The sequence below is a fragment of the Pedobacter sp. UYP30 genome, assembly GCF_040547165.1.
Taxonomy (GTDB): domain Bacteria; phylum Bacteroidota; class Bacteroidia; order Sphingobacteriales; family Sphingobacteriaceae; genus Pedobacter.
Window position 1 is genome coordinate 427,287 of sequence record NZ_JBEPPD010000001.1, and the last position, 24,510, is coordinate 451,796.

General features: G+C 37.0%; 28 protein-coding genes. 16 read left to right on the forward strand and 12 right to left on the reverse strand.

Annotation, left to right across the window (positions count from 1 at the left end; all coding sequences use genetic code 11):
* Positions 1 to 3: 3 nt before the first annotated feature.
* Positions 4 to 627 carry a 7-carboxy-7-deazaguanine synthase QueE gene (locus tag ABIB40_RS01985; protein WP_354355409.1) on the reverse strand — a complete coding sequence of 208 codons (624 nt, stop codon included), beginning with the start codon at positions 625 to 627 and terminating at the stop codon, positions 4 to 6.
* 105 nt (positions 628 to 732) lie between these two features.
* Between ABIB40_RS01985 and ABIB40_RS01990 the strand changes: the two genes are divergently transcribed.
* Complete coding sequence (locus tag ABIB40_RS01990) at positions 733 to 1,068, forward strand: Rieske (2Fe-2S) protein (RefSeq protein WP_354355411.1); 336 nt, start codon at positions 733 to 735, stop codon at positions 1,066 to 1,068.
* 80 nt (positions 1,069 to 1,148) lie between these two features.
* On the opposite strand, the gene ABIB40_RS01995 is transcribed toward ABIB40_RS01990, so the two are convergent.
* From ABIB40_RS01995 to lepA, 4 genes are all read right to left on the reverse strand, one after another.
* On the reverse strand, positions 1,149 to 1,571 hold the full coding sequence (locus tag ABIB40_RS01995; RefSeq protein WP_354355413.1) for a type II toxin-antitoxin system VapC family toxin: 423 nt from the start codon (positions 1,569 to 1,571) through the stop codon (positions 1,149 to 1,151).
* A 3-nt stretch (positions 1,572 to 1,574) separates the two neighbouring features.
* Positions 1,575 to 1,835, reverse strand: coding sequence for a DUF6364 family protein (locus ABIB40_RS02000; RefSeq protein WP_354355415.1), 261 nt, complete (start codon positions 1,833 to 1,835; stop codon positions 1,575 to 1,577).
* A gap of 251 nt (positions 1,836 to 2,086) precedes the next feature.
* Entirely contained in the window at positions 2,087 to 3,007 is a 921-nt protein-coding gene (locus ABIB40_RS02005; RefSeq protein ID WP_354355417.1) for a bifunctional 5,10-methylenetetrahydrofolate dehydrogenase/5,10-methenyltetrahydrofolate cyclohydrolase, read from the reverse strand.
* Positions 3,008 to 3,087: 80 nt separating this feature from the next.
* Entirely contained in the window at positions 3,088 to 4,875 is a 1,788-nt protein-coding gene (gene lepA / locus ABIB40_RS02010; RefSeq protein ID WP_354355419.1) for a translation elongation factor 4, read from the reverse strand.
* A 303-nt stretch (positions 4,876 to 5,178) separates the two neighbouring features.
* Here lepA and ABIB40_RS02015 point away from each other — a divergent pair, with 303 nt between their 5' ends.
* The gene (locus tag ABIB40_RS02015; protein ID WP_354355421.1) at positions 5,179 to 5,859 is read left to right on the forward strand and encodes a nitroreductase family protein; all 681 of its coding nucleotides are present in this window, start codon (positions 5,179 to 5,181) and stop codon (positions 5,857 to 5,859) included.
* A gap of 138 nt (positions 5,860 to 5,997) precedes the next feature.
* Here ABIB40_RS02015 and ABIB40_RS02020 read toward each other — a convergent pair whose 3' ends face one another.
* Positions 5,998 to 6,840 carry a hypothetical protein gene (locus ABIB40_RS02020; protein WP_354355423.1) on the reverse strand — a complete coding sequence of 281 codons (843 nt, stop codon included), beginning with the start codon at positions 6,838 to 6,840 and terminating at the stop codon, positions 5,998 to 6,000.
* Between the two features lie 14 nt (positions 6,841 to 6,854).
* On the reverse strand, positions 6,855 to 7,652 hold the full coding sequence (locus ABIB40_RS02025; protein ID WP_354355425.1) for a hypothetical protein: 798 nt from the start codon (positions 7,650 to 7,652) through the stop codon (positions 6,855 to 6,857).
* 453 nt (positions 7,653 to 8,105) lie between these two features.
* Here ABIB40_RS02025 and ABIB40_RS02030 point away from each other — a divergent pair, with 453 nt between their 5' ends.
* On the forward strand, positions 8,106 to 8,618 hold the full coding sequence (locus ABIB40_RS02030) for a hypothetical protein (protein WP_354355427.1): 513 nt from the start codon (positions 8,106 to 8,108) through the stop codon (positions 8,616 to 8,618).
* Between the two features lie 2 nt (positions 8,619 to 8,620).
* Here ABIB40_RS02030 and ABIB40_RS02035 read toward each other — a convergent pair whose 3' ends face one another.
* The gene (locus ABIB40_RS02035) at positions 8,621 to 9,040 is read right to left on the reverse strand and encodes an acyl-CoA thioesterase (RefSeq protein WP_354355429.1); all 420 of its coding nucleotides are present in this window, start codon (positions 9,038 to 9,040) and stop codon (positions 8,621 to 8,623) included.
* A 122-nt stretch (positions 9,041 to 9,162) separates the two neighbouring features.
* On the opposite strand from ABIB40_RS02035, the gene ABIB40_RS02040 reads away from it, so the two are divergent.
* The 10 genes from ABIB40_RS02040 (at position 9,163) to ABIB40_RS02085 (ending at position 18,836) form a co-directional block, all read left to right on the forward strand.
* Positions 9,163 to 9,711, forward strand: coding sequence for a lipocalin family protein (locus ABIB40_RS02040; RefSeq protein WP_354355430.1), 549 nt, complete (start codon positions 9,163 to 9,165; stop codon positions 9,709 to 9,711).
* A 209-nt stretch (positions 9,712 to 9,920) separates the two neighbouring features.
* Entirely contained in the window at positions 9,921 to 10,205 is a 285-nt protein-coding gene (rpsO, locus tag ABIB40_RS02045; protein WP_354355432.1) for a 30S ribosomal protein S15, read from the forward strand.
* A 112-nt stretch (positions 10,206 to 10,317) separates the two neighbouring features.
* Entirely contained in the window at positions 10,318 to 12,453 is a 2,136-nt protein-coding gene (gene pnp, locus ABIB40_RS02050; protein WP_354355434.1) for a polyribonucleotide nucleotidyltransferase, read from the forward strand.
* 119 nt (positions 12,454 to 12,572) lie between these two features.
* Complete coding sequence (locus ABIB40_RS02055; protein ID WP_354355436.1) at positions 12,573 to 12,752, forward strand: hypothetical protein; 180 nt, start codon at positions 12,573 to 12,575, stop codon at positions 12,750 to 12,752.
* A gap of 3 nt (positions 12,753 to 12,755) precedes the next feature.
* The gene (locus tag ABIB40_RS02060; protein WP_354355438.1) at positions 12,756 to 12,935 is read left to right on the forward strand and encodes a hypothetical protein; all 180 of its coding nucleotides are present in this window, start codon (positions 12,756 to 12,758) and stop codon (positions 12,933 to 12,935) included.
* Positions 12,936 to 12,945: 10 nt separating this feature from the next.
* The gene (locus ABIB40_RS02065) at positions 12,946 to 13,218 is read left to right on the forward strand and encodes a hypothetical protein (RefSeq protein WP_354355440.1); all 273 of its coding nucleotides are present in this window, start codon (positions 12,946 to 12,948) and stop codon (positions 13,216 to 13,218) included.
* A gap of 242 nt (positions 13,219 to 13,460) precedes the next feature.
* Entirely contained in the window at positions 13,461 to 14,132 is a 672-nt protein-coding gene (gene rpe, locus ABIB40_RS02070; protein WP_354355442.1) for a ribulose-phosphate 3-epimerase, read from the forward strand.
* 93 nt (positions 14,133 to 14,225) lie between these two features.
* Positions 14,226 to 16,646, forward strand: a complete 2,421-nt coding sequence (locus ABIB40_RS02075) for a TonB-dependent receptor (RefSeq protein WP_354355444.1) — start codon at positions 14,226 to 14,228, stop codon at positions 16,644 to 16,646.
* 129 nt (positions 16,647 to 16,775) lie between these two features.
* Positions 16,776 to 17,849 carry a 3-phosphoserine/phosphohydroxythreonine transaminase gene (gene serC, locus ABIB40_RS02080; RefSeq protein WP_354355445.1) on the forward strand — a complete coding sequence of 358 codons (1,074 nt, stop codon included), beginning with the start codon at positions 16,776 to 16,778 and terminating at the stop codon, positions 17,847 to 17,849.
* 36 nt (positions 17,850 to 17,885) lie between these two features.
* Positions 17,886 to 18,836: a D-2-hydroxyacid dehydrogenase gene (locus ABIB40_RS02085; RefSeq protein WP_354355447.1), complete on the forward strand. Its 951-nt coding sequence runs from the start codon at positions 17,886 to 17,888 to the stop codon at positions 18,834 to 18,836.
* A 34-nt stretch (positions 18,837 to 18,870) separates the two neighbouring features.
* On the opposite strand, the gene ABIB40_RS02090 is transcribed toward ABIB40_RS02085, so the two are convergent.
* Positions 18,871 to 19,386, reverse strand: a complete 516-nt coding sequence (locus ABIB40_RS02090; protein WP_354355449.1) for a hypothetical protein — start codon at positions 19,384 to 19,386, stop codon at positions 18,871 to 18,873.
* Positions 19,387 to 19,569: 183 nt separating this feature from the next.
* On the opposite strand from ABIB40_RS02090, the gene ABIB40_RS02095 reads away from it, so the two are divergent.
* Both ABIB40_RS02095 and ABIB40_RS02100 read left to right on the forward strand, forming a co-directional pair.
* Positions 19,570 to 20,001 carry an Hsp20/alpha crystallin family protein gene (locus ABIB40_RS02095; protein ID WP_354355451.1) on the forward strand — a complete coding sequence of 144 codons (432 nt, stop codon included), beginning with the start codon at positions 19,570 to 19,572 and terminating at the stop codon, positions 19,999 to 20,001.
* A 120-nt stretch (positions 20,002 to 20,121) separates the two neighbouring features.
* Complete coding sequence (locus tag ABIB40_RS02100; RefSeq protein WP_354355514.1) at positions 20,122 to 21,435, forward strand: nicotinamide mononucleotide adenylyltransferase; 1,314 nt, start codon at positions 20,122 to 20,124, stop codon at positions 21,433 to 21,435.
* On the opposite strand, the gene ABIB40_RS02105 is transcribed toward ABIB40_RS02100, so the two are convergent.
* The 3 genes from ABIB40_RS02105 to ABIB40_RS02115 form a co-directional block, all read right to left on the reverse strand.
* Positions 21,432 to 21,971, reverse strand: coding sequence for a hypothetical protein (locus ABIB40_RS02105; protein WP_354355453.1), 540 nt, complete (start codon positions 21,969 to 21,971; stop codon positions 21,432 to 21,434). The genes ABIB40_RS02100 and ABIB40_RS02105 overlap by 4 nt on opposite strands.
* Positions 21,972 to 22,007: 36 nt before the next feature.
* Complete coding sequence (locus ABIB40_RS02110) at positions 22,008 to 22,094, reverse strand: LD-carboxypeptidase (RefSeq protein WP_354355516.1); 87 nt, start codon at positions 22,092 to 22,094, stop codon at positions 22,008 to 22,010.
* A 117-nt stretch (positions 22,095 to 22,211) separates the two neighbouring features.
* A complete protein-coding gene (locus ABIB40_RS02115) occupies positions 22,212 to 22,334 on the reverse strand; it encodes a hypothetical protein (protein ID WP_354355455.1) in 123 nt (40 codons plus the stop codon).
* 296 nt (positions 22,335 to 22,630) lie between these two features.
* On the opposite strand from ABIB40_RS02115, the gene ABIB40_RS02120 reads away from it, so the two are divergent.
* Positions 22,631 to 23,911 (forward strand): DEAD/DEAH box helicase, encoded by a 1,281-nt coding sequence (locus tag ABIB40_RS02120; RefSeq protein ID WP_354355457.1) that lies wholly within the window; start codon positions 22,631 to 22,633, stop codon positions 23,909 to 23,911.
* Positions 23,912 to 24,510: the final 599 nt, after the last annotated feature.

Sequence of the window (24,510 nt, forward strand, 5' to 3'; positions counted from 1 at the left end):
TAATTACGGAATATTTAGAAATTTATGTGTTTGCAAAGAAATTTCCCATTTCGGGTTTGCCATCACATAGTCTATAATCAACGGTGTTATTTCTTTTGATTTAGACCACTCTGGCTGCAGATATAGCTTGCTTTTTGATTCGACATGTGCTGAATGTTCCTCTGCCCATTTAAAATCAGTTTTGTTAAAAACTATAACCTTTAGTTCATTAGCTAGAGCGATAACCTCTTGGCGAGGCGATTTGAATTTTTTGGGAGATAAACAAATCCAATCCCAAGAACCTGAAAGGGGATAGGCGCCTGAGGTTTCTAAAAACGTGGCAATTCCATTTTTTTGTAGCTGCGATGTTAAATAATCCAAATTATAAATAAGCGGTTCGCCACCAGTAATTACCACGGCCTTACCCGGGTATTTTAAAGCATTTTGCACAATAGTATCGGCAGAGGTAAGCGGATGCAGACTTGCGTCCCAACTTTCTTTTACATCGCACCAATGGCAACCTACATCACAACCACCCAATCTAATAAAATAGGCAGCTTTGCCAGTATTAAATCCCTCGCCTTGTATAGTGTAAAATTCTTCCATCAATGGAAGCATAGTGCCGTTTTCTGGGATCTCTTGTCTCATTTAAATGTTGCAAATATCTCAAAAATAAACTTGTCGCAAGCGGTATTTCCATTATTTCTGCAAAGATGAAATACTACTGATATTAATTTGCCTTAATTTAGCCCAATGCAATGGATAAAAGTATTGAATAGCTTCGATCTGCCAAAAGAGAACGATATAAAAACGATAAGTGCAAATGGCAAACAACTATGTGTAATAAATGATGCAAGTAAAATATATGTAACACAATCTATTTGTCCGCATGCCGGCGGGCATTTTAGCGGTGGTTGGTGTAAAAACGGCCATTTGATTTGTCCGATCCATCGCTATGCATACAGCTTAGAAAATGGCCGAGGCGCAGAGGGCCAAGGAGATTACATCAATATTTATCCCACAGAAATTAGAAAAGATGGTTTATATGTTGGGTTTCAGAAAAGCTGGTTGAGCAAAATTTTCGGTTAATTTGACGAAAAAAAAACCTGGTAAGTGTACAATTTAAAATCGGTTTGCTTTTTATTTTCGGCCAGTTTCAACTGAGTCAATTAGCTTAATAAATACCGTTTAAAGAAGTCTTGGCAATTTAATACCTCAATATCTGAGAAATAAAAATCTCCAATATCTTCGGTTACAATGCATTTGCAGTTTTGCTGTTCGGCTGCATAGTACTCCAACCCATCTTCAAAATCATTGATTTTCTTATTCGTAAGCGTATTTGATACACCTGTTGCCGAGTTTTCGGCAATTTTAATGTGTTCGCAAAGCAAATCTATCTTTTGTTTTGCATGTGCAGCATTATGTTTCTTTTCGGCGAAGTAAAAAGCAATGGCCAAACAAAGCGGAGACGTGTAAACCTCAAACTTTCGGTGAGATGCAAGGCTTAAAATCCGAGAAGAATAAGTGAACAGTGGGTACTCTTTATTCAGCACCGAAACCAAAACATTGGCATCTAAAAATAGTCGCAACATCGATTATTTTTTAGATGAAAAGAATTCTTCTTTGAGAGATTTTCTGGTAGACTTTACTGTTTTTTTATACTCTATATCGCCCTCTGCAACCATAGCAACCCAATCTGCAATTGGGTAGTCTTCTAAAGATTTATATTCTGTGGCTGTAACCTGAGTTAATAAGTGCTCAATTAGGCGCGATAAACTTATGTTGTTATCAGCAGCGTATTTTTTTGCTCTGGTTACAACATCTTGGTTAAAGCTTAAAGTTAATTTCGCATCCATAACGTTTTAATTTATATACAAAGGTATTATTTTTACGTAAATAAAAAATTATTTATACGTAAAATCTTAAAAAATTAAAAATGGAAGACTTTAAAGGAATTTAAAAGACTAAGCATTGGCAAGTATCGAACTTTAGAACTAGGAATCTTTGTGGTAAAACTCCCGTTTACCGACTTTAAATTTGTTTTTGATTATAACATCAAGCATCATGTTCTCAAATCTCAAATCTCATGTCTCCTATCTATTCTTCTCTAAAAATATATCTCTTTCCTTGCAGAAGCCAATGTATTTTTCAAAAGGCCAACAATTGTCATTAAGCCAACGCCGCCAGGAACGGGTGTAATGTAAGATGCCTTTGGTGCCACATGTTCGAAATCTACATCGCCAAAAAGCTTATAGCCCGACTTTGTTTGAGTTGAGGTTTCTCTATTGATGCCAACATCTATAACGATCGCGCCGTCTTTAACCATATCTGCGGTAACAAAATTCTTCCTTCCAATCGCAGCGATAATAATGTCAGCTTTAAGAATTTGTGCTTTTAAATCTTTCGTTTTAGAATGCGTTAAAGTTACAGTGCAATTTCCTGGGTTTGCATTTCTAGCCATTAAAATGCTCATCGGGCTACCAACAATGTTGCTTCTACCAATCACAACGCAATGTTTTCCGGTAGTGTCTATTTGGTACGCCTGCAACATAAGTAAAATACCATAGGGCGTTGCCGGAATAAAACAAGGCAAATTGCGCATCATTCGCCCCAAGTTTATAGGGTGGAAACCATCCACATCCTTTTTATAGTCTATTGTTTCTGTAACTTTCTCTGGGTCAATATGTTTTGGTAATGGCAATTGAACAATTAATCCATCCACATCATCATCTTGGTTAATTTCTTCAATCTTTGCCAATAATTCCACTTCGGTTACCGAAGTATCGTACCTGTAAAGTGAAGACTTAAATCCAACTTTCTCGCAATTTCTCATTTTGCTGGCCACATACGTTTCGCTGCCACCATCGTTACCGACCAAAATGGCTACTAAATGAGGCTTTCTTCCACTTTGCTTTGTAAATGCTTCAGCCTCGTCTGCAATTTGTAGCTTAATTTTTTCTGAAGTTGCTTTTCCGTCTAACAGTACCCCTAAAACCACTTCTGGGGACTTTGAATTTCTATCGCTCATATAACTTGCTATGTTGTAATTATATAATTAAAATTTGGCTTTATAGCCCGCTTTAATTCCCTCTTTAAGGGGCAAGGGCTTTAATCTAATTTTAATACCGCCATAAAAGCCGATTGAGGGATTTCTACATTCCCAACCTGGCGCATACGTTTTTTACCCTTTTTCTGTTTTTCTAACAACTTGCGTTTACGCGAAATATCTCCACCATAACACTTGGCTGTAACATCTTTACGCAACGCACTTATCGTTTCTCGGGCTATTACTTTAGCCCCAATAGAAGCCTGTATTTTAATCTCAAACTGCTGACGAGGAATCAGTTCCCTCAATTTTTCGCAGATTTTTTTACCAAAATCATACGCATTACTTCTGTGAATCAAAGAGGAAAGCGCATCAACAGGTTCCTCGTTCAACAGCATGTCTAGTCTAACCAAATCAGATTTTTTATAGCCCATTTGATGGTAATCAAATGAGGCATAACCCTTAGAAATGGTTTTCAACTTGTCATAAAAATCGAACACAATTTCTCCCATCGGCATTTCGAAGGTTAGTTCTACGCGATCTGAAGTGAGATAACTTTGGTTAACAATAATTCCTCTTTTTTGGATACAAAGCGACATTACCGGACCTACAAACTCTGCCTTGGTAATAATATTTGCTTTAATAAAAGGTTCCTCCACCGAATCTAGCTTGCTTGGATCTGGCAAATCTGACGGATTGTTTACAAGAAGTTCGTCGCCTTTGGTTGTATGGGCAATGTACGAAACGTTGGGCACAGTGGTAATCACTGTCATATCGAACTCTCGTTCCAAGCGTTCTTGCACAATTTCCATGTGCAGCATACCCAAAAATCCACAGCGAAAACCAAAGCCCAATGCTGCAGAACTTTCAGGTTCAAACACAATAGAAGCATCGTTTAACTGTAACTTATGCATCGCTTCGCGCAGCTCCTCATATTCATCGGTATCAACTGGATAAATACCTGCAAAAACCATCGGCTTAACTTCTTCAAAACCCTGTATACCAACGGTAGAAGGTCGGTCTACGGTAGTAATGGTATCACCAACTTTAACTTCTCTAGCTTCTTTAATTCCAGAAATGATGTAACCCACATCGCCAGTTTTAACTACACTTCTAGGCGACATTTCCAATTTTAAAATACCCACTTCATCTGCCAAGTATTGCTTGCCTGTATTGATAAATTTAACCTTATCGCCTTTTTTAATTTGTCCGTTAACCACTTTGAAATAAGCAATGATTCCTCTAAATGAGTTGAAAACGGAGTCGAAAATCAGCGCTTGTAAAGGAGCTTCCGGGTCTCCAACAGGAGCAGGTACTCGATCTACAATTGCTTGGATAATTTCTGGAATACCTTGGCCGGTCTTACCCGAAGCCGGAATAATTTCTTCTCGTTTGCAGCCAATCAATTCTATAATCTGATCTTTTACTTCCTCTGGCATTGCACCCGGCAAATCCATTTTATTTAAAATGGGAATAATCTCTAAATCGTGCTCTAAAGCCAAATATAAGTTAGAAATAGTTTGTGCCTGTATGCCCTGTGAGGCATCGACAATAAGCAATGCACCTTCGCAAGCGGCAATAGAACGAGAAACTTCGTAAGAGAAATCTACGTGTCCGGGCGTATCAATCAGGTTGAAATTGTATTCTATATCGCCAACCTTATAATTCATTTGAATGGCATGACTCTTAATGGTAATACCACGTTCGCGCTCCAAATCCATATTATCCAACAACTGTGCTTGCGCATCTCGTATGGAAATGGTGGCGGTATATTCTAACAACCGATCGGCTAAAGTGCTCTTGCCGTGGTCTATATGTGCAATAATGCAAAAATTACGTATGTGCTTCATCTTTGCGCAAAGATATAGTTTTTAAGGTATATAAAAATGCAGAAATTTTGATAGAAACAAGTGTTTTCTTTTGAAAACGGACGGGAGTGGTTCTTTGGTTATTGCAGCCCCGCTAATGCTGCAAGAGCCGGCGAAAAACCGGCGGCTTTCCGCGTATATCGGGTTTAGGTGGCGGAGGGCAGCGCAGTAAACTGACTTGAGCAGAGAAAAAAGTGCGTCATCGTAAATATTTGAAGCTTAATAAGGAGATATTTTGTTAATTTGAAAAGGAAAGTTTTTGTTACAAAATAAGGAATTAACTCCATGCCAACCAAACTAATAAATAACCATCCTTTCACAACCTACACCAAAGAAACCTTTGACGTTGTTGAAATGGCCAAACGCAGTACCCATTTCTACGAATGGATGGATGCCCGACGGTCTGTAAGAGATTTTTCTGACAAACCCATTCCCGAAAAGGTAATTGAAGACATTGTTCTTTCTGCCGCTACTGCACCATCTGGCGCGCACAAGCAACCTTGGACTTTTTGCTTGGTAAAGAATCTAGAAATAAAAAGGCAAATTCGCGAGTCCGCAGAGAAAGAAGAAAGAGAGAGCTACGACAATAGAATGAACGAAGCGTGGCTTAAAGACTTGGAACCCATCGGTACCGACTGGAATAAGCCATTTTTGGAGACTGCGCCATATCTAATTGTAATTTTTAAGAGAAGCTATGAGCTAGAACCAAACAATAAAAAGCATCAAAACTATTATGTTACAGAAAGTTGTGGCATTGCCTGCGGATTTTTGCTAGCTGCAATTCACGATGCAGGTTTGGTTGCTTTAACGCATACGCCAAGCCCTATGAATTTCTTGGCAAAAATTTTAAATCGCCCACAAAACGAAAAACCATTTTTGCTAATTCCAGTTGGTTACCCTGCCGACGAATGTTGGGTGCCCGATTTAAAAAGAAAAGACCTTTCTGAGATTTGCGTTTGGGTTTGATTCTTTTTTGGAAACCAAAGACTGCAGGATTAAAATATAGATGGTGCTTAGTAAACTAATCCTAATTGCTTACACGCTTTAGATTAAAGGTTTCTGTTTTTCATTGTGAAGTTTTCCAGCCTGCCTTAGTTATCCTGCCTACAAATATTTAACGAACTCTGTAAAGGAAAAGTTCTTGCTCTTCGTTAAGTCAGAAAAAGTAGGGCCGGAATATCCATAGGCGGAAGGGTTATACTTATACACCACTTTATCCCAAAAAACTAATTCGAAAGCAGGAAAATAATTATGCCAACCCTTTACGTTGACAATGACGGACTTACCCTTTGAATTTCTGTATAGTTTTATTTCTAGCTCAAAATCTATGTTTGGCGCTATTAAAGACAAAAAAGGATAATTTGCTGACCCTGAAACTTTAATTGTGGTCGTGTCTTTAGCTCCAGCTGAATTTGAGTTTCTTTTCGAATTGGTAACCGATGCTTTAAGTGGCGCTTCGAAAGACCGCTTCTGTCTTATATTACTATCGCAAATCCCAACATAAATATCTTTGCTCGATGGTCTCGGCATATCATCATAGAAAGGAATACGTTTAATATAAGCTCTGACACGTTGACTCTCATCCGAATGCTGACCATTAATGCCTCCCCAATTCTTGTGGAGCTTATGTGAAAAAAAATTGTCGCTTAAATTATAACTTCCAATCTTTTTTGGATTTATTTCAGCTTGTAAGCCTAATCTGGTCGTGTGTTCGCTAGAATGATTATGCATATCTACGTTGTCCGTAGCAAAAAAACAGCTCGTTAAGTTACCACCAGGTTCTGGCAGCCAGGTAAATCCTTTCCGATCTTTCGCTTGCAATTTTCTCACAAATTCTTCCTTGTTACTTAAAAGACTTAGGGTGTCGTATCGCTGAAAATAACTTAACAATGGTTTGCCTAGAGAATTAGGTATGTAGGCTTGAAATTTTATTGATATTGGTAACATACACTTTTATTTGGTCAATTTTTATAATTGGAATCTAGCCTATTAAATTTATTGTATTGTCTACTCAATTGATTCTCATCACTAGGATAATTATTGTAAGGATCGCTTTTATATACTTGTTCGAGACTGTCTTTTTGTATCTCAGTCATAAAGTATTTATAATAATGCTCTGGTTTCGCCACCACAAAAATAATTAGTGGATATTGATTATATCCTGTAAAATAAATATTTGGTTGACCTTTAGTTTTACTTTTATAGGTATTATAAACTCCATTTGCTCCTGCTAAAATTTCATTATTTAAGTCGTTTTCATAGTAAATTTTTAGGCCGCCATCATTTTGTACGTGCTGTTCCACATCTAAAAAAGGAATGGCGTTGTGAAGAAATTTGAAACGGGTTTTCGCAATACCGCTACTGTCAATTTTTATCACCCTAGATGCCCCGATACTTAAAAAACCACCAATCCACTTTCTTTTTTGTCCTTCCTGTCTGTCATACTGTACGGCCACAACTCCTTCATAGCCTGCCGGCAAAATGATTGATTGCCTGTAAAGCCTGTCAATATACCATAAGGTTGCTGCAACATAAATAAATGGAAATACCATTAAAAAAAGACTCCAACTTCTCAGTTGGTCAGATGTTAGTCTCGTGGGTAACGTTTTCTTTTTAAACCAAAATCTTAGAACTAAATACGTTAAGAGCAGAAGAATACCCAATATGGATATTCGCCATAATTTAAAGAAAACAAAACTGATGGCAAGTAATGCTCCAAAAACCGTATAGTATATTCCAACATTTCGTAATCTCTTCATTTAGACCTTTTTTATTTTACCTATTTTCTCGTTATAAAAAAACAAATTCTAAGCAGAAAATTAATTAAAGGCTTATTAGCATATATTACCTAATATATAGAATTCGTCTTTTTACTGCGTATTTAAATCTTTTTCTGAGATTAATGATTCCCTCCAAATTCCGAAGAAAAACACAAAAGCAAGGCAAGCTAAAAAATAAGCCATTAAAAAAGGCGCTTAAAGCAAATAAAACAGTATGCTATTTAGCTTATTTTCTCTACCATGCTACAGGTTCTATTAACTCACTATGTTTAGAAGAAGAGATTTAAGTGCTGTTGAGGAGTAAATTATCTTTAACCACAATAAATGAAGAGAGAAGGGCAACATTTTTTGTCAATTACTTCTAGTGAGATTTGATTTGTAATGTTAATTTTTTAATTTAACCAATAAATACTCCATCGAAATCCATCGCTTATGAAATTTCTTTTAAAATCAACTATCACCGGACTACTAACTGCGCTGACTTTATTTCTATCAGCTCAGACGAAAGTCTCAAAAGAAAAAACCATTAAAGGTGATCTTTATTTTAAAATGATACGTCTTGGCAGCATGTATGACGCTGATTCTGCTAGCATTTTAAAGATGAATAACCTTCTCGATACCATGCGAACAGTAAGAGAAAAATCTTCAAAAAAAACCGATAACAACTTTTTAGACTTTTATGATTTGTTGGAACAAAATGGTCTGATGGAAAAACCATCCTTTCAAATAAGAATAGATTCGGCGACAATATACACTGTCTTTGTAGATAAAAATGAATACGGCAAAGTTGATTCTTTTAAGCTGTCTGATTTGGAAAAAGAGAAAATGAGAGTGACTGTCGAGTTGATTGGCAAAGTGCTGACTTTAGGTAAGACTTCAATAATAGACTGTAGTAAAATAAATACAGTTAAGGAGATTAAGGGAAAAACATATTGGAAAAAATAGCTTTAAATGCTATATGCCTTCAACATTTCTTCTGTTACTTTCGCGCTTTTATATGTAGCCAAGTCTACTAAAACATAATCAAAAATCCCATCAGAGGCTACTTTACCCGTTTTTTTGTTTAAAATCTCGAACTGAACGGAACAACCTTTTGCTTGCATGCTCAAAACTCCGGTTCTAATCAACATTACATCGTTCATATACAACGGGCGTTTTAAATTCATGGTTACGCGACTTACCACCCATCCGTAGCCGAGTTCGGTAAATGCTTCCCAGGGCATTTTGTAATCGTCTCTCATCTGTTCGTATCTCGCGGCAAGCACAAAATCTAGGTACCTACTATTATGCACATGGTTAAACATGTCTATGTCATCTGGGCGCACGCGAAGTTCGGTTTCGAAAACGCTATATTGATTGTTTTCCAAATTGTTTAATTTAGCTGTAAAAGTATAAAGAAAGTGCAGATAAATTTTGTTTTGATTTTTTAGAATTTTCGCTACCTCAACCAGCCCTAAAACAAACGAATATAAAGAGTTGTTAGTTTGATATGAAAAAAGAAACTATTTTGTTGGCATCTTCGGCGGTTTTGTTAGCTGGATTATCAACTGTTTTGATGAGTGGTTGTGTGTCGATTCCTAAAAATGCCACGGCTGTACAACCGTTTATCGTACATAAATATCTGGGCAAATGGTATGAGATTGCGCGATTTGATTACCGCTTTGAGAAAAACCTGAACAATGTTACTGCCGAATATTCTTTGAATGATGATGGTTCGATAAAAGTTACAAATAGAGGCTTTGATGTAAAACAAGATAAGTGGAAAGAAACAATCGGGAAAGCCCAACCGGTTAAGAATAGCGATGAGGCAAGGCTAAAGGTTTCGTTTTTCGGTCCTTTTTATGCTGGCTACAATGTGGTAAAAATTGATAAAGAGTATAAGTATGCTTTGGTTGCTGGAAATAATTTAGATTACTTATGGATTTTATCTCGCGAGAAAACCATTCCAGAAGATATTAAAGAGGCGTATGTTAAGGCGGCGCAAGAAATTGGTTATGATACCAATAAATTGGTTTGGGTAAAACAAGATAAAGGTTAAGTCTTAAAGATTCCTTCCTGCCTAGCAAAGGTCGGTTTCCTAAACCCGATAGCAGCGTAAATCCTTTTACCCCTAAATCCCCTAAAGGGGACTGCACCTGTTGATTAAAAGCCCCTTAGAGGTTTGGTGTAAACGTTTGCTTATCTTTAATAAAACCCTTATCTTTGCGCCACAAATAATTTATTTAATCACTTCAATATTATTCAAGAATGTATTTAAGTTTAGAAAAGAAAGCCGAAATTTTTAAGACCCACGGCGAAGTAGCAACCAACACTGGTTCTGCAGAAGGTCAAGTTGCGTTGTTTACATACCGTATTGCGCATTTAACGGAGCACTTAAAGAAAAACCGTAAGGATTTTTCTACTCAGTTGGCGCTTCAAAAAATGGTAGGTAAACGTCGTGGTATTTTAGCTTATCTGTTTAAAAAAGATATAGCGCGCTACCGTGCCATCATCAAAGCTTTATCGCTGAGAGATATCATCAAATCGGCGTAAGTATCAACAAAAATTAAAGCCATTCTACTTAGAATGGCTTTTTAGCTGCAACAAACAAATTCAAATAAACAAGGCATGTCGAAAGAGGAAAACGTGCCACAATTCTAATCAAATGAATGTAATTAAGAAATCGTTAGACCTGGGAGACGGTAGGACGATAGAAATTGAAACCGGCAAATTGGCTAAACAAGCTGATGGCTCGGTGGTGGTAAAAATGGGCAATACCATGTTGTTGGCAACAGTGGTTTCATCTATCGGCGCCAAACCAGGTACAGATTTTTTACCCTTATCGGTAGATTATCAAGAAAAATATGCTGCTACGGGCAGAATTCCGGGCGGTTTTTTACGTAGAGAAGCAAGATTATCTGATTATGAAGTGCTAATTTCTCGTTTGGTAGACAGGGCTTTACGTCCAATGTTTCCTGGCGATTATCACTCTGATACCCAGGTAATGATCTCTTTAATTTCTGCAGATTCGAACATTATGCCAGATTGTTTGGCAGGTTTGGCCGCATCTGCAGCATTAGCTGTTTCTGATATTCCTTTTAACGGCCCAATTTCTGAAGTTAGGGTTGCTAAAATCGATGGAAAGTTGGTAATCAATCCTTATGCTAGCGATTTAGAGCGCGCAACCTTAGAATTTATCGTTGCAGGTTCTGCAAACGATATAGGCATGGTTGAAGGCGAATGTGACGAGATCCAAGAAGAAGAAATGATCGAGGCAATGAAGTTTGCCCATGATGCGATTAAGAAACAATGTGCTTTACAAGTTGAATTGACAATTGCAACAAACAAAATGGTTAAACGGGAGTATAGCCACGAAGACCACGATGCTGATTTAAAAGCAAAGGTTTACGCAGATACTTACGATAAAGTTTATGCAGTAGCTAAGTCTGGTTTAGGTAAAGACGAACGCTCTGCAGGTTTTACAGCCATTATAAAAGAGTTCTTTGAAGCAATGCCAGAAGGTACAGCAGATTTAACAAAGGCCATGGCAAAGCACTATTTTCATGATGTGCAATACGATGCCGTACGTACTTTGTTGTTAGACGAAGGCATTAGATTAGATGGCCGTGCAACAAACGAAATTAGACCTATTTGGAGTGAAGTTGGCTATTTGCCCGCTGCACACGGGTCGGCTGTTTTTACCCGTGGAGAAACTCAATCGCTAACTTCTGTTACTTTAGGTAGCAAAAGCGATGAGCAAATGATTGACGGTGCGTTTTTTAACGGCTACAACAAATTTTTGCTTCACTACAACTTCCCGGGTTTTTCTACAGGCGAGGTTAGGCCAAACCGCGGCGCAGGCCGTAGAGAAATTGGACATGGTAATTTGGCCATGCGTTCTTTAAAGAAAGTGTTGCCGCAGGGCGAAGCAAATCCTTATACGATCCGTATAGTTTCTGATATTTTAGAATCGAACGGTTCTTCTTCTATGGCAACTGTTTGCGCGGGTACTTTAGCCTTAATGGATGCCGGTATCAAAATTAAGTCTCCAGTTTCTGGTATTGCCATGGGTATGATTTCTGATGAGAAAACTGGAAAATATGCCATCTTATCTGATATTTTAGGTGATGAAGATCATCTGGGAGATATGGATTTTAAAGTAACAGGTACCGAAAATGGTATTGTTGCTTGCCAAATGGATTTAAAAATAAACGGTTTATCTTATGAGGTTTTAGGAAAAGCACTTCATCAAGCTAAAGAAGGCAGATTGCACATTCTTGGTGAAATGAAGAAAACGCTTAGCTCGCCTAATGAAGATTACAAGCCACACGCGCCAAGAATTGTTTCTTTAACTATTGAGAAAGAATTTATCGGAGCAATTATAGGCCCAGGAGGTAAGATTATTCAAGAAATGCAACGCGAAACTGGTGCAAGCGTTTCTATTGAAGAGGTTGATAATAAAGGTATTGTAGAAATTTTCGCCGATAATAAGGCAGCTATTGATGCAGTAGTAACCAGAATTAGAAACATTGTAGCCAAACCAGAAATCGGCGAGATTTACCAAGGTAAAGTAAAATCTATTATGCCGTTTGGTGCATTTGTAGAAGTTATGCCCGGTAAAGATGGTTTATTGCACATATCAGAAATTTCTTGGGAGCGCCTAGAAACTATGGATGGTGTGTTTAAAGAAGGTGATAAAATCGAGGTTAAATTGTTAGATGTAGATAAACAAGGTAAAATGAAGCTTTCTAGAAAAGTTTTATTGCCAAGACCGGAGAAACCAGCTACACCACAAGCTTAAACCCCTAAATCCCTTAACAGGGAATTTAAATAGTTAAACCCTTTCAGTTTTTATTGAAAGGGTTTTTTTATTGTTCCTAATTTGTTTACTAATGATTTTGTAACTTGCATCTGTAGCAGATGGAAAAAAATAAAAACATAGTAGAAGAGCAAGAGGTTGATTATCATAAGGCGGAGTTAGACTTGTTAAAAAAAGGTTTAACAAGTTCGTACACCGAGCGCTTTCACACCATGGCAAGGTTGATGAAATTAAATATGATTTTAAAATCTGCAACAGTTGTGCACAAAAAAATCGATTGATAAATGGATATTTTTGATGATGAAATATTGAAGTTGTGGCGCACCCTTTTAAAAAATAAAGTCAGTTTTATTATGATAGGTGGTGTTGCAACAAATTTGCACGGCTTTCACAGAACTACTGATGATATTGATGTTTGGACTGAAGACGATTTAGGAAATAGACAAAATTTACGGAATGTCTAAAACTCTCAACATGAAAAAACTTTGGGCTGACTTTAATTCTTCTACTAGCAATGGCGTAAGACTTAACTGTAAGGGAACACTTGAAGATTTAAAACTTCAAAACATTGAACTTACAGAAGGTCAATTGTTATATATTTGGAATGATGACGTTGACGAAAATGATAAAGCAGGTAATTTATTTGTTAAAGCAATAGCGCATTATAACGCATCAGACAAATGCTGGGAAGCCATTTTTAAATGGGACGATATTCGGCATGAATCCGAAACACAAAACGCGCTATGATAGCAGGTTTAAAAAATTGCGGGCGAAGTGCTAGAGCAAAATTTGGGGTTTTTTACCTAATTTGGGTGCGGGTTGACAAAGGAACTGCAAGTAAGATCGAAAATTCTTAAACCCACAAAACGTTAGAGATTCCTTTTTTACATATAAATCAACTAATTGAATCAAAGAAAGCAGCAAACCGCCCAAAAGACCAAATTGATATAATTGAATTAGAAAACATTAAAAAATTAAGAAAAGAATAAATGCAACATATTATAGCTCCATCTATACTTTCTGCCGACTTTGGCAACTTACAACGAGATTTAGAAATGATTAACCAAAGCGAGGCTGATTGGTTTCATTTCGACGTAATGGACGGCGTGTTTGTGCCAAATATCTCATTTGGTTTCCCAATTTTAAAAGTTGTTAAAAAGATTGCAAAAAAACCAATCGACGTTCATTTAATGATTGCCAATGCAGATAATTACATACAAGAGTTTGCCGATGCAGGAGCCGATTCTATCACCGTACATTATGAAGCCTGTGCGCATTTACATAGAACCATTCAGGTAATAAAAAATGCAGGATGCAAAGCCAGTGTAGCATTGAACCCGCATACGCCAGTTAATTTACTACAAGACATTATTGGCGATCTAGATATGGTGCTTATTATGTCTGTGAATCCAGGTTTTGGTGGGCAAAAATTCATTCAAAATACGTATAAAAAAATAAACGATTTAAAAGCCTTGATTCGGGGAGTAAATGAAGATCTTATTATCGAAGTGGATGGCGGCGTTGGTTTGGACAATATAGTTCCTTTAAGTCGCGCTGGCGTAAATGCGTTCGTATCTGGTAATTCGATTTTTGCGTCAGAAAATCCAACCAATACCATTTCTGAGATGAAGAGATTCGTGGGAAATCAGCAAAGTATCTAAATCATCACCTTTGGTAAAAGCATGTAATGAAGTAAAAATGAATACTTTTAGGTTTCCAAAGGCATATTGGATGGAAAATTTCTAAATTTAGATATGCGCAATCCGGCTCTATTCCTTTTTTTCTCGATTTTATCGTTCGGTCTGGCAAAAGCACAATCTGTTGTTAACATTTCTGGATCGGTTTCAGACTCTAGCGGCCATCAACTTTCTCAGGTTACTGTAACCATTTTGGGCCAATTTTCATCTACGGTTACAACTAATGAGGGGAATTACTTTATCAGATCTAATAAAAAGGATTTTAGCTTAAAATTTACACTTCTTGGTTACAACCCACAAACTATAAACTTTAGCAACAATGGCTCCTCAAACTTAGTTGTAAATGTAAGCTTGTCAGTTAATATAGGTGAGCTAGAGCAGGTTAACATTACGGATAAGAAGAATCAATTAAGCAATGCATCTACCATTAACATTGGCGACGTTGGAGCAGTTCCGCTGGTTTCTGGCAATTTCGAAAGCATACTAAAAACTTTACCTGGTGTGTCTACAAACAACGAGCTAAGTGCTCAGTACAGCGTTCGTGGAGGTAATTTCGATGAAAATCTAATTTATCTTAACGACATAGAAATCAACCACCCAATATTAGTTAGAAACGGACAGCAGGAGGGATTAAGTTTTATCAACTCAGATCTGGTAAGTAAAGCTAAATTTTCTGCTGGCGGGTTTGAGTCTAAGTATGGAGACAAATTATCCTCTGTTTTAGACATAAAATATGAAAAGCCCGATAGTAACCATTTTGTAGTAGGTTTAAGCTTGCTAAATAGCGCTGTTTCTTCTAAAATGAGATTTAAACATAGTTTTTTACTTGCTGGTTTACGGTACAAAAACAACTCTAGCGTGCTATTAAGACACGATGAGAAAGGCAATTATAAACCTAATTTTGGTGATGGACAGTTTCTTTATCAATACGACTTTTCGCCAAAGTTTAACTTGAACCTTTTCACGACCCTAAACCTTGGCAGGTTTCAGCTAAACCCAATTAGCAAGGTAACGCAGTTTAGTACCCTAGGGACTAAATTTAGACTAGATGTGGATTACGATGGCAAGGAAATAGATGACTATAGAACTTTCGGAACGGCGCTAACGGCAACTTATAGCCCGCAGTCTAATTTGGTTATAAAATTTATAAATAGTTTTTTTAAAACAGTAGAGCGAGAAAACTACAACATCTTGGGTAGCTATTATTTAAATGATGATGAGGTTGGAACTCCTTTTATAAATGGATCGATAAAACCACTGGGCGATAGGGGGATTTACTTCGATTTTGGGAATAATAATTTAAGCACTTCCGTGCTCAGCTCCGACATTAAGGTAGACCAAAATTTTGGCAGTCATGTGTTTTCTTGGGGACTAGGAGCACAAACCAGCAATTCTAACGATAGGTTAGAGGAGTTTAATTACGTAGATTCTACCAATAGCACAGTTCAACCAAATTATCAAGGCGTAGTAAATGCAAATAACAACTTAACCATAACCAACTTAAATACTTACATACAAGATAGTTATACCTTGTCTAATTTTACCGATTTGCAGCTCGGTGTTAGGGCCAGTTTCAATTCATTAAGTCAACAATTTTTAATTAGTCCTAGGTTGCTTCTGGCATATCGACCTAGCGGCGATAACAAGATTTTAAGATTTAGCGCGGGTGTGTATCAACAGCCTCCATCTTACCGAACGATAAGAAACATAGATGGAATGTTAAACCTCCGGCAGAAAGCGCAACGTTCTTACAATACATCTGTAGGATACGAATATGCCTTCGATGCGTTAGGTACGAGATTAAAGTTTGTTTCAGAAAGTTACTTCAAATATTCAGATTACCTTATACCCTACAAGATAGATAATTTGCAAATTAAGTACTTGGCAAACAGAACCTCGAAAGGTTTTGCGTATGGTACAGATTTTAGCATTGGAGGAGAGTTTGTAAAAGACATGGTGTCTTATTTTAGGCTTTCGCTGATGCATGCAAATGAAAATTTGAGGAGCGAATCGACTTCCCAAAGCGGAAAGCCCATATACTTGGGCTACATTAAACGACCGACAGACCAAAGGGTAAATTTTTCCGTCTTTTTCCAAGATAAGCTGTTAAGTAACCCAAGCTATAAAGTGCATGTAAATGCAGTGTACGGTTCTCGGTTGCCAATTGGCCCATTACAAAATTCAAAATATTTAGATAATTTTTATATCCCGGCCTATAAACGGGTAGATATTGGGTTTTCTAAAGATTTTTTAGATGAAGCTTCTAAGAAAAAACCAAAATTTCTTTCCAAAAATTTTAGTTCGGTCATTTTATTCTGCGAAATCTTCAATCTTCTAAATATTGACAACACCGTTTCCTATCTTTGGTTAAAGGATGGAAGAGGCACGCAATACGCGGTGCCAAATTTCCTTACCGATAGGCAAATTAATGTTAAGTTAATTGTAAAATTTAAAGGCAGGAGAAATATAGGTCGCTAGCATTTGCCAAAACGATAAAAATTCGAGGCTTTCGCACTTAATTTTTGTAAATAATTAATTTATTACTATCAGATTAATTTCTAAGAATTGATCAAAAAAATTACCTTTGCCGCATAAACTTTATAGAAAATGACACATAATTTTGGAGCAGGACCTTGCATTTTGCCGCAAGAAGTTTTTAAACAGGCGGCGAATGCCGTGTTGGATTTTACTGATGGATTGTCTGTGTTAGAAATCTCCCATCGCTCGGCAGAATTCGAGGCTGTTATTGAGGAAGCGAGAAAATTGTTAACAGAGTTAATGAACGTTCCTGATGGTTATTCGGTACTTTTTTTACAGGGAGGTGCCAGCTTACAATTTGCAATGGTGCCTTTAAACCTGTTGGGAGATGGGCAAACTGCCTCTTACCTAGACACAGGTGTTTGGTCTACCAAGGCAATTAAAGAAGCAAAATTAGTTGGAAACGTAAATGTAGTTGACTCTTCTAAAGACCAGAATTATAACTTTATACCAAAGAATTTTGAAATTCCAGCCGATAGCGCTTACTTTCATTTCACTTCCAACAACACCATTTACGGTACGGAGTTGGTAGACTTCCCAAAAACAGAGGTTCCGTTGGTATGCGATATGTCTTCTGACATTCTAAGTAGTGTAGTCGACGTTTCTAAATTTGGCATTATATACGCTGGAGCTCAAAAAAACATAGGCCCTGCAGGCTTAACAATAGCCATTGTAAAAGATGATTTATTGGGTAAGATAGATAGAAAAATTCCATCTATGCTTAATTATAAAGCGCACGCCGATGCAGGTTCTATGTATAATACGCCACCTGTTTTCTCTATTTATGTGGCTATGTTAAATTTACGTTGGTTAAAAGCCAAAGGTGGGGTAGCAGAAATTGAGAAGGAAAACAAGCAGAAATCTGAGGCACTTTACAGAGAAATTGATAGAAACCCGTTGTTTAAGGGAACCTGTAAAATAGAAGATAGAAGCAGAATGAATGTGTGTTTTGTGATGGAGAATTCAGAATTGGAAAAACCATTTTTAAAATATGCAGAATCGGAGGGGATTTTGGGCATAAAAGGTCATAGGAGCGTTGGTGGTTTTAGGGCTTCTTTATATAATGCGTTGCCTATTACGAGCGTGCACTCCTTAATTGAGGCCATGCAAGTTTTCGAAGAAAAACAATTGGCAGCACACTAAATTGATAGATTATATTTAAGCATTAATATCAAATTTATGATTAAAATATTGGCCAACGATGGCATAGACCCGATAGGGCAGGAGTTATTAGAGAAAGCTGGATTTCAAGTAGATACAGAGACAATTCCGCAAGAAAAATTAGAAGAGGCATTAAAAAACTACGATGCTATAACGGTAAGAAGTGCTACTAAAGTTAGGAAGGAGCTAATTGATGCTTGTCCAAACATTAAGCTGATTGGGCGTGGTGGTGTTGGAATGGATAATATAGATGTAGAATATGCACGAAGCAAAGGTGTGAATGTTGTAAATACACCGGCGGCATCTTCCTTATCTGTAGCAGAATTGGTTTTCTCTCATCTTTTCACAGGGATTCGATTTTTGCAAGATGCGAATCGCAGAATGCCAAAAGAAGGTGCTACCCAATTTAACGCACTCAAAAAAGCCTACGCAAAAGGTACTGAACTCAGCGGAAAAACCATTGGTATTATTGGATTTGGTAGAATAGGTCGTGCTACTGCAAAGGTTGCGTTGGGTTTAGGCATGAATGTGGTTGCCTATGATTTACATCCGTTAGAAACAGAAATAGAATTAAACTTTCAGGGAGGTAAATCAATCAAAATTCCGGTTAAAACAATTGGTTTAGATGAAGTAATTAGTCAATCAGATTTTATTAGTTTACATACACCATTCGCCTCGAAGCCAATTTTAGGTAAAGAAGAGTTTGAGAAAATGAAAAAAGGCGTGGGTGTTGTAAATTGTTCAAGAGGTGGAACGATAGATGAAGAGGCATTAATTGCTGCAATAAATAATGGAACAGTTGCTTTTGCAGGCTTGGACGTTTTTAACAATGAGCCGACTCCTTTAGAAGGAATTTTAACTCATCCAAAAATTTCTTTAACACCGCACATCGGCGCTTCTACAAACGAGGCTCAAGAAAGAATTGGTACAGAATTGGCAACGCTAATTATCAAACATTTTAAAAACTAGTACAAATCTTTCTATTAAGATTTTCAAGGCCAGCTTAATCGCTGGCCTTTTTGTTTTTAACGCGAAGAAAAATAAAAGTACTTGCTCCACCAACAATTAAACCTAGTATTACCAATAAAAATCCGCTAATGGGAGTTTTCTTGGTCGATAATTGGTCTTTTAATTGCCTTTGCTCATCTTGCAATTTTTTTATGGTGTGCATGTATCCGGTCATTCTTTCGGCGTCGTTTCCAGCCTTGGCTACCTTTTGTTGGTTTTGCAAGTCTTTATATTCCATCAACGCCTTTATCTCCTTAAATATTTGGTTGTCGTTTAGTACCACAGTTCTTAAAATATCATTAGAATTTCTAAGGTCTTTTTTTGTTTGCAATCCAAAAATCCCCGAACGTTGCTTTAGGCTTTCATCATATTGCCCAAACTTTAAACTACGCTGGGTTAACAGGCTGTTTACTTTAACCCGTTGCGCTTTATACGAACCAGTATCTTGTTGAGCAAAGCCTTTGGTTGCTAAAAATGTAAAGAGCGAGATAAATAATATTTTTCTAATCATCAATAATTTTGTTTTTACGTCAGTCCAAATTTGCCTAATTTTCCTCTAAGAAAATAGAGAAAAGACATTTTGTCTGTTTAAAAAATATAAATAAGACAAAATGTCATTATTTCTCTGGTTTTTTGCTTTGGTACATAAGTTGATTAACTGCTATCAAATAATAAAATTAAAAAAATTAGCGATATGACACTTGTAAATTTCAATCAAAAAACACGAAACAACGCACCATATTTTAACAATGTTTTAGAATCATTGTTTAACGATGTGGAAACAAAAAGTACAATAAAACAAAAAGTTCCTGCAGTTAACATCAGCGAAAGCGAAGAGAGTTACATTATTGATTTAGCGGCACCAGGTTTAAAAAAAGACGATTTTCAAATTAAATTGAAGAAAGATACCCTGACTGTAGCTGTTGAGGAGAAACAAGAGGAAAATAAGGAAAATCAGGTATTTAGCCGCCGAGAATTCAGTTATGGTAATTTTTCTCGCTCGTTTAATCTACCAGAAAACGCTGCTAACGAAAATATTTCAGCTGCATATTTAGATGGAATATTAACTATAAAGATAGCTAAGCAAGACGAGAAGTTATTACAAAAGGAAATAGCTGTTTCATAAAGAGTTTTTCATAATGGTTTAGGTTTAGGTTTATAAGAGCGGCGTTGGATGGCACCGCTCTTATTTTTTTGAGCTGTTAAAAGCTTCCTTAAAATCATTTTGTTTACTTTTGCGCCCATGATACAACGTGAGATTTTAGATACCAAACGAAAAGCATTAAATATAAATTTGGATCTAAACATTTACGGAACTTTTGCAGAAATCGGCGCCGGGCAAGAGGTGTCTAGGAATTTTTTTAGTGCAGGTGCAGCTTCTGGAACCGTAGCGAAAAGCATGTCTGCTTATGATATGGCTTTTAGCGATGCCATTTACGGTGCAGAGGAATCTGGCAGGTATGTTAGCCAAAACCGTGTGCTACGTATGTTAGATCATGAGTTTGGATTGTTAATTGAGCGGCTATCTGGTAAAAAATATGAGAGCCGAACTTTTTTTGCTTTCGCAAATACAGTTACCACGTTAAACTATAAGCGCACCAATGAGCCACATGGATGGGTTGGAATAAGATTTCAAAGCGAATCTGGCGGCGCGCCAAACGAAATATTTTTTCACATTCGGTTACTAGATACGGATGTAACCATGCAACAAACCGTGTTGGGGATTGTTGGGGTAAATTTGATTTATGCTGCATATTACTATCACAATGACCCTAAAACGATGGTTGAGTCGCTGGCAGACAACTTAAATATAGGATCTGTTGAGATTGACTTAATTTCTGTAAAAGGGCCAGTTTTTGGAGATGTGAACAATATTTTGCTAAATCTTTACCTTATTGCTAAAGATTTTTCGGCTGCAGCTATTTTTGATTCCGATGCTCATCCGCGCCAAGCGAAAGATTTGTTGTATAAAAAAGACATCATGATTTTAAGGACCAAGTTTGGGCAGAAATCTAACCCAAATTTTAACCTTTTCAACAAGGCTACCGAACAGTTTGTAAAAACTAACAATGTGGAGGATGGCAATTTAAGTTTGATGATAGAGATTCTGCTTACCAATTTATTAACTGACCAAAAGGAAGGTACAGAAGAGTTAGACCTAGAATTGGTTGCGAAAAGAACACAAGATATGTGCAATACTGGCAACTTGGTAATCGTTTCTAACTTTGCCAGGCAAAATAGGTTGGCCATGTATTTAGAAAAATGTAAGCCTCATAGTGTGGGGATTGCCACTAACATAAACAACCTTAAATTTGTATTCAACTCTAAAAATTTTGGAGAAAACTACTCGGGCAAGTTGTTAAGCTATGTAAATGATATGTTTAGCAACAACGTAAGCTTGTTTGCTTATCCGTTTATGGATAAAAAAACCAACACCGTAATAACAACTAAAAATATGCCTGTGTCTGATGATGCAAAACCTCTTTTCGATTTTCTGATTATGAACCATTACATTACCGATGTAAAAGATTACAAAGAAGACGAAGTAAATACCGTTTAATTCGGCTGTAGAATTAAGGTGGCTCCATTTGCGTTTACAGTTAATCGGTGCATTATACCGCAGTTTAACGCAACATTATCTTTCTGATGTCCAACTTGAAAATCAAATAAAACGGGATATTTGTATTCGGCCACTTTTTCTAACACAATCTCACGGATTGTCTTCCCAAATTCTTCGCCTAGATTATCTGGTCTTATTCTAAATCCACAAATGATTAGTCCTTTTAGCTTGCTTAATTTTTTGCTGCGCAACAAATTCCAAAACATTCTATCAAGGTTATAAAGATACTCTCCCGTATCTTCTACAAAGAGAATCTTGCCTTCAATTCCAAGATCAGATAGGATACCGCCCAAACTTTCTAGAATACTTAAGTTGCCGGCTACCAAAACACCCTCGGCGCTGCCAAACCTATTAAAGCTGTTTTGTGGCGTTTTGTAGAATATCGGGTTGTCTAAAAGAGACTCTTTGATAGACAAAATCGAGTTTTTTTGAAATTCATCAGGCAAATTCCAGTCGATGGGAAAACTGTTGCACATTTTAGAATGGATAGATGCTGTGTGATAGACTTTGTTTTAGTGACAATAGAGCACCGTAATGTCGCTAAAGCCAATAATCAATTTAGGTGTTTTTTCAAATTGACTAAAATTAAGCTTGTCCAATGCTATTGCCTATTTTAACCTCGAAACCCCATTCTTTAAATTTATTCAGGGCTGTGTCAATCTCCTTTAGAGTAATGTGCCCAGCAGGACTCGTTATACCAATGGTATCGCCTGGTTTTAGAAAGGGGGAATCTTAACTCTTAAAGATTCCTTAGGCATCGAAAGCGCAGAAAGAGGAATGTTTACTGAATATAGCGCACCCATTGCCGCCGAGCCAGAAACAAGTCGCTTTCGATCCATACTTTTTGTTTTAACGAAGATAGTGCATATTAAAAAAAGAGAAAAGAAAAAGGGATTTATATCCATAAATCCCTTTTAAAAACCAAACAAACTAATCTATATAAGATTATATAAACTGAATACCTCTACAACCATAGCGTAGTAAAAAAGTTTTAAAATATTTTTATTTCTAAAAATAAATGGTTTCTTATGAGGAAATTTTTGGTCATAACATCATCTTTATAATTGATTCAATTAAAATATCAGGTTTAATTGAATATTTTAGGGATATTTGCCATTTACCTTAATCGCTTCTGGTGTCTTTAGAAAAATTAAAACTTAGTAAACCGCTTAATGCGGCGATGTTAGAACTTGGATTTTTAACTCCAAAAGAAATCCAATCTAAAACCATTTCTCGGATTTTGGGCGGACAAGACGTGGTTGCCGTTGCGCCTCTGGGTGCAGGTAAAACCACCGCTTATGTGCTTGCCACCTTAATGAAATTGAAATATGCCTTTGAGGAAGCTCCGCGGGCGCTTATTTTGGTGCCCGATACCGAACACATGGAAGAAGTATTGAATCAATTTAATTTGCTGAATCGTAATAAAACCATGCGCATTTTAGGCATTGACCACAACGATACCATTGCAAATCAAATGAATTTAATTACAGATGGTGTAGATATTATTGTTGCGGTGCCGGATAGGGCCAGGGCGCTTTACCTTAAACTAGCACTCAATACAAATAAAATTCAGCTGTTTATTATAGATGATGCACAGCTGATGATTAAAAAAGGCTTGCAACTACCTATTACAGAACTAGCCAATAGTGCCTATAAATCTCAGCACCTGCTCTTTACAGAAGTGCTGCACGATAAGATAGAGAAAATGATGGCGCCTTTTATGAAAATGCCTGCCATTATAGAAATTGATGAATTGGAGGAGTCTACAACCGAAATTCAGGAGATGTTGCTCTACAAGTTGCCCGATTTTAAAAATAAACTTTATTTTCTTGCTTATCTGTTGAGCGATGATGAGGTGTTTGACAAGGTTTTGGTTTTTGTAGAGAACCGATTAACGGCGCAAAAAGTGTACAAAGCTTTAATGGTAAAAGACAACGGCGAGGTTGCCATATACAATCCTCTTTTTGCAGACGACTTTGGTTTTTCAGACGTAGAGGAATTTAAGCAAGATGAATCTTGCAGAATTTTAATTGTTGCGAGTGAGCGTTTAGACACGTTAGATTGCGACGGAATTCCATTCGTCATCCATTTAGAGGTGCCAGAGCAACTAAACATTTTTACAGATAGGGTTTTAAAAAAGGACGAACAAGAAAGTAACTTCATCACTTTGGCAACTGATATTGAGCTGGCGACGGTGAAAAGGATTGAGCAAGCGCTAGGAAAGAAAATGGTGGTATTAGACTTGCCAGAAAACTTTACTTTGAAAGATGGATCGAACAAGAATAAAAGGAAAGATAACGAAGAACCTATAGAAGCGCAAAGTGATATTCAAGCCAAGAAAGCAAAAAACACCAAAACTTATAACTACAGCGCTGGGCAAAAAGCAAAAATGACTTTTAAAAATAAAAAGGGTTAACGTATCTTTTTATGGTTAGTTCGCAAAATAACTACTAGGGCATTACCTCGAAAAGGGGTCTGTACAATCTTTTTACCCTAAGTGATTAAGGCATTTTGGGGGATTTAATGGTATCTCTAACGCTGTAAAAGCAATTTGCAATAGCGTCTAAACTTAAACCCAGACAAATTTCAGAACTCGCCAAACAAAATGTTTTAAAAGGAGTCTTTACGGGATTGCGGATCCCCATCTAAAGGTTTCTCGTTATAGCCGTTTTGCTTTAATGGTCTTCGACTACTTGTCCCGACTATTCGGGAGGCTACCATTGACGTTTTTACATAAGTTATTTATTATCGGTTAATTAAATCATATCTTATTTTCATCACTCGTTCCTTCAGTCTTATAAAAAATGGCCTCCAACTCTTCCTTACGTTCTCCTAGCCGGAGGGGCGTCTCTCTTTTTCTTGACAAAAAGAGACAAAACTCAAGGCTTGTATCCCTTTGGGTAAAAATTCGCCAAGCTGTTTAACATCGATGATTCGAGGCCTTTTCCCTCAGTCTTAACCCCGCCCACGGCTGCGAAGCCTCTTCGTAGCTGCAAAGTGTCCGGTTTCTGCAAG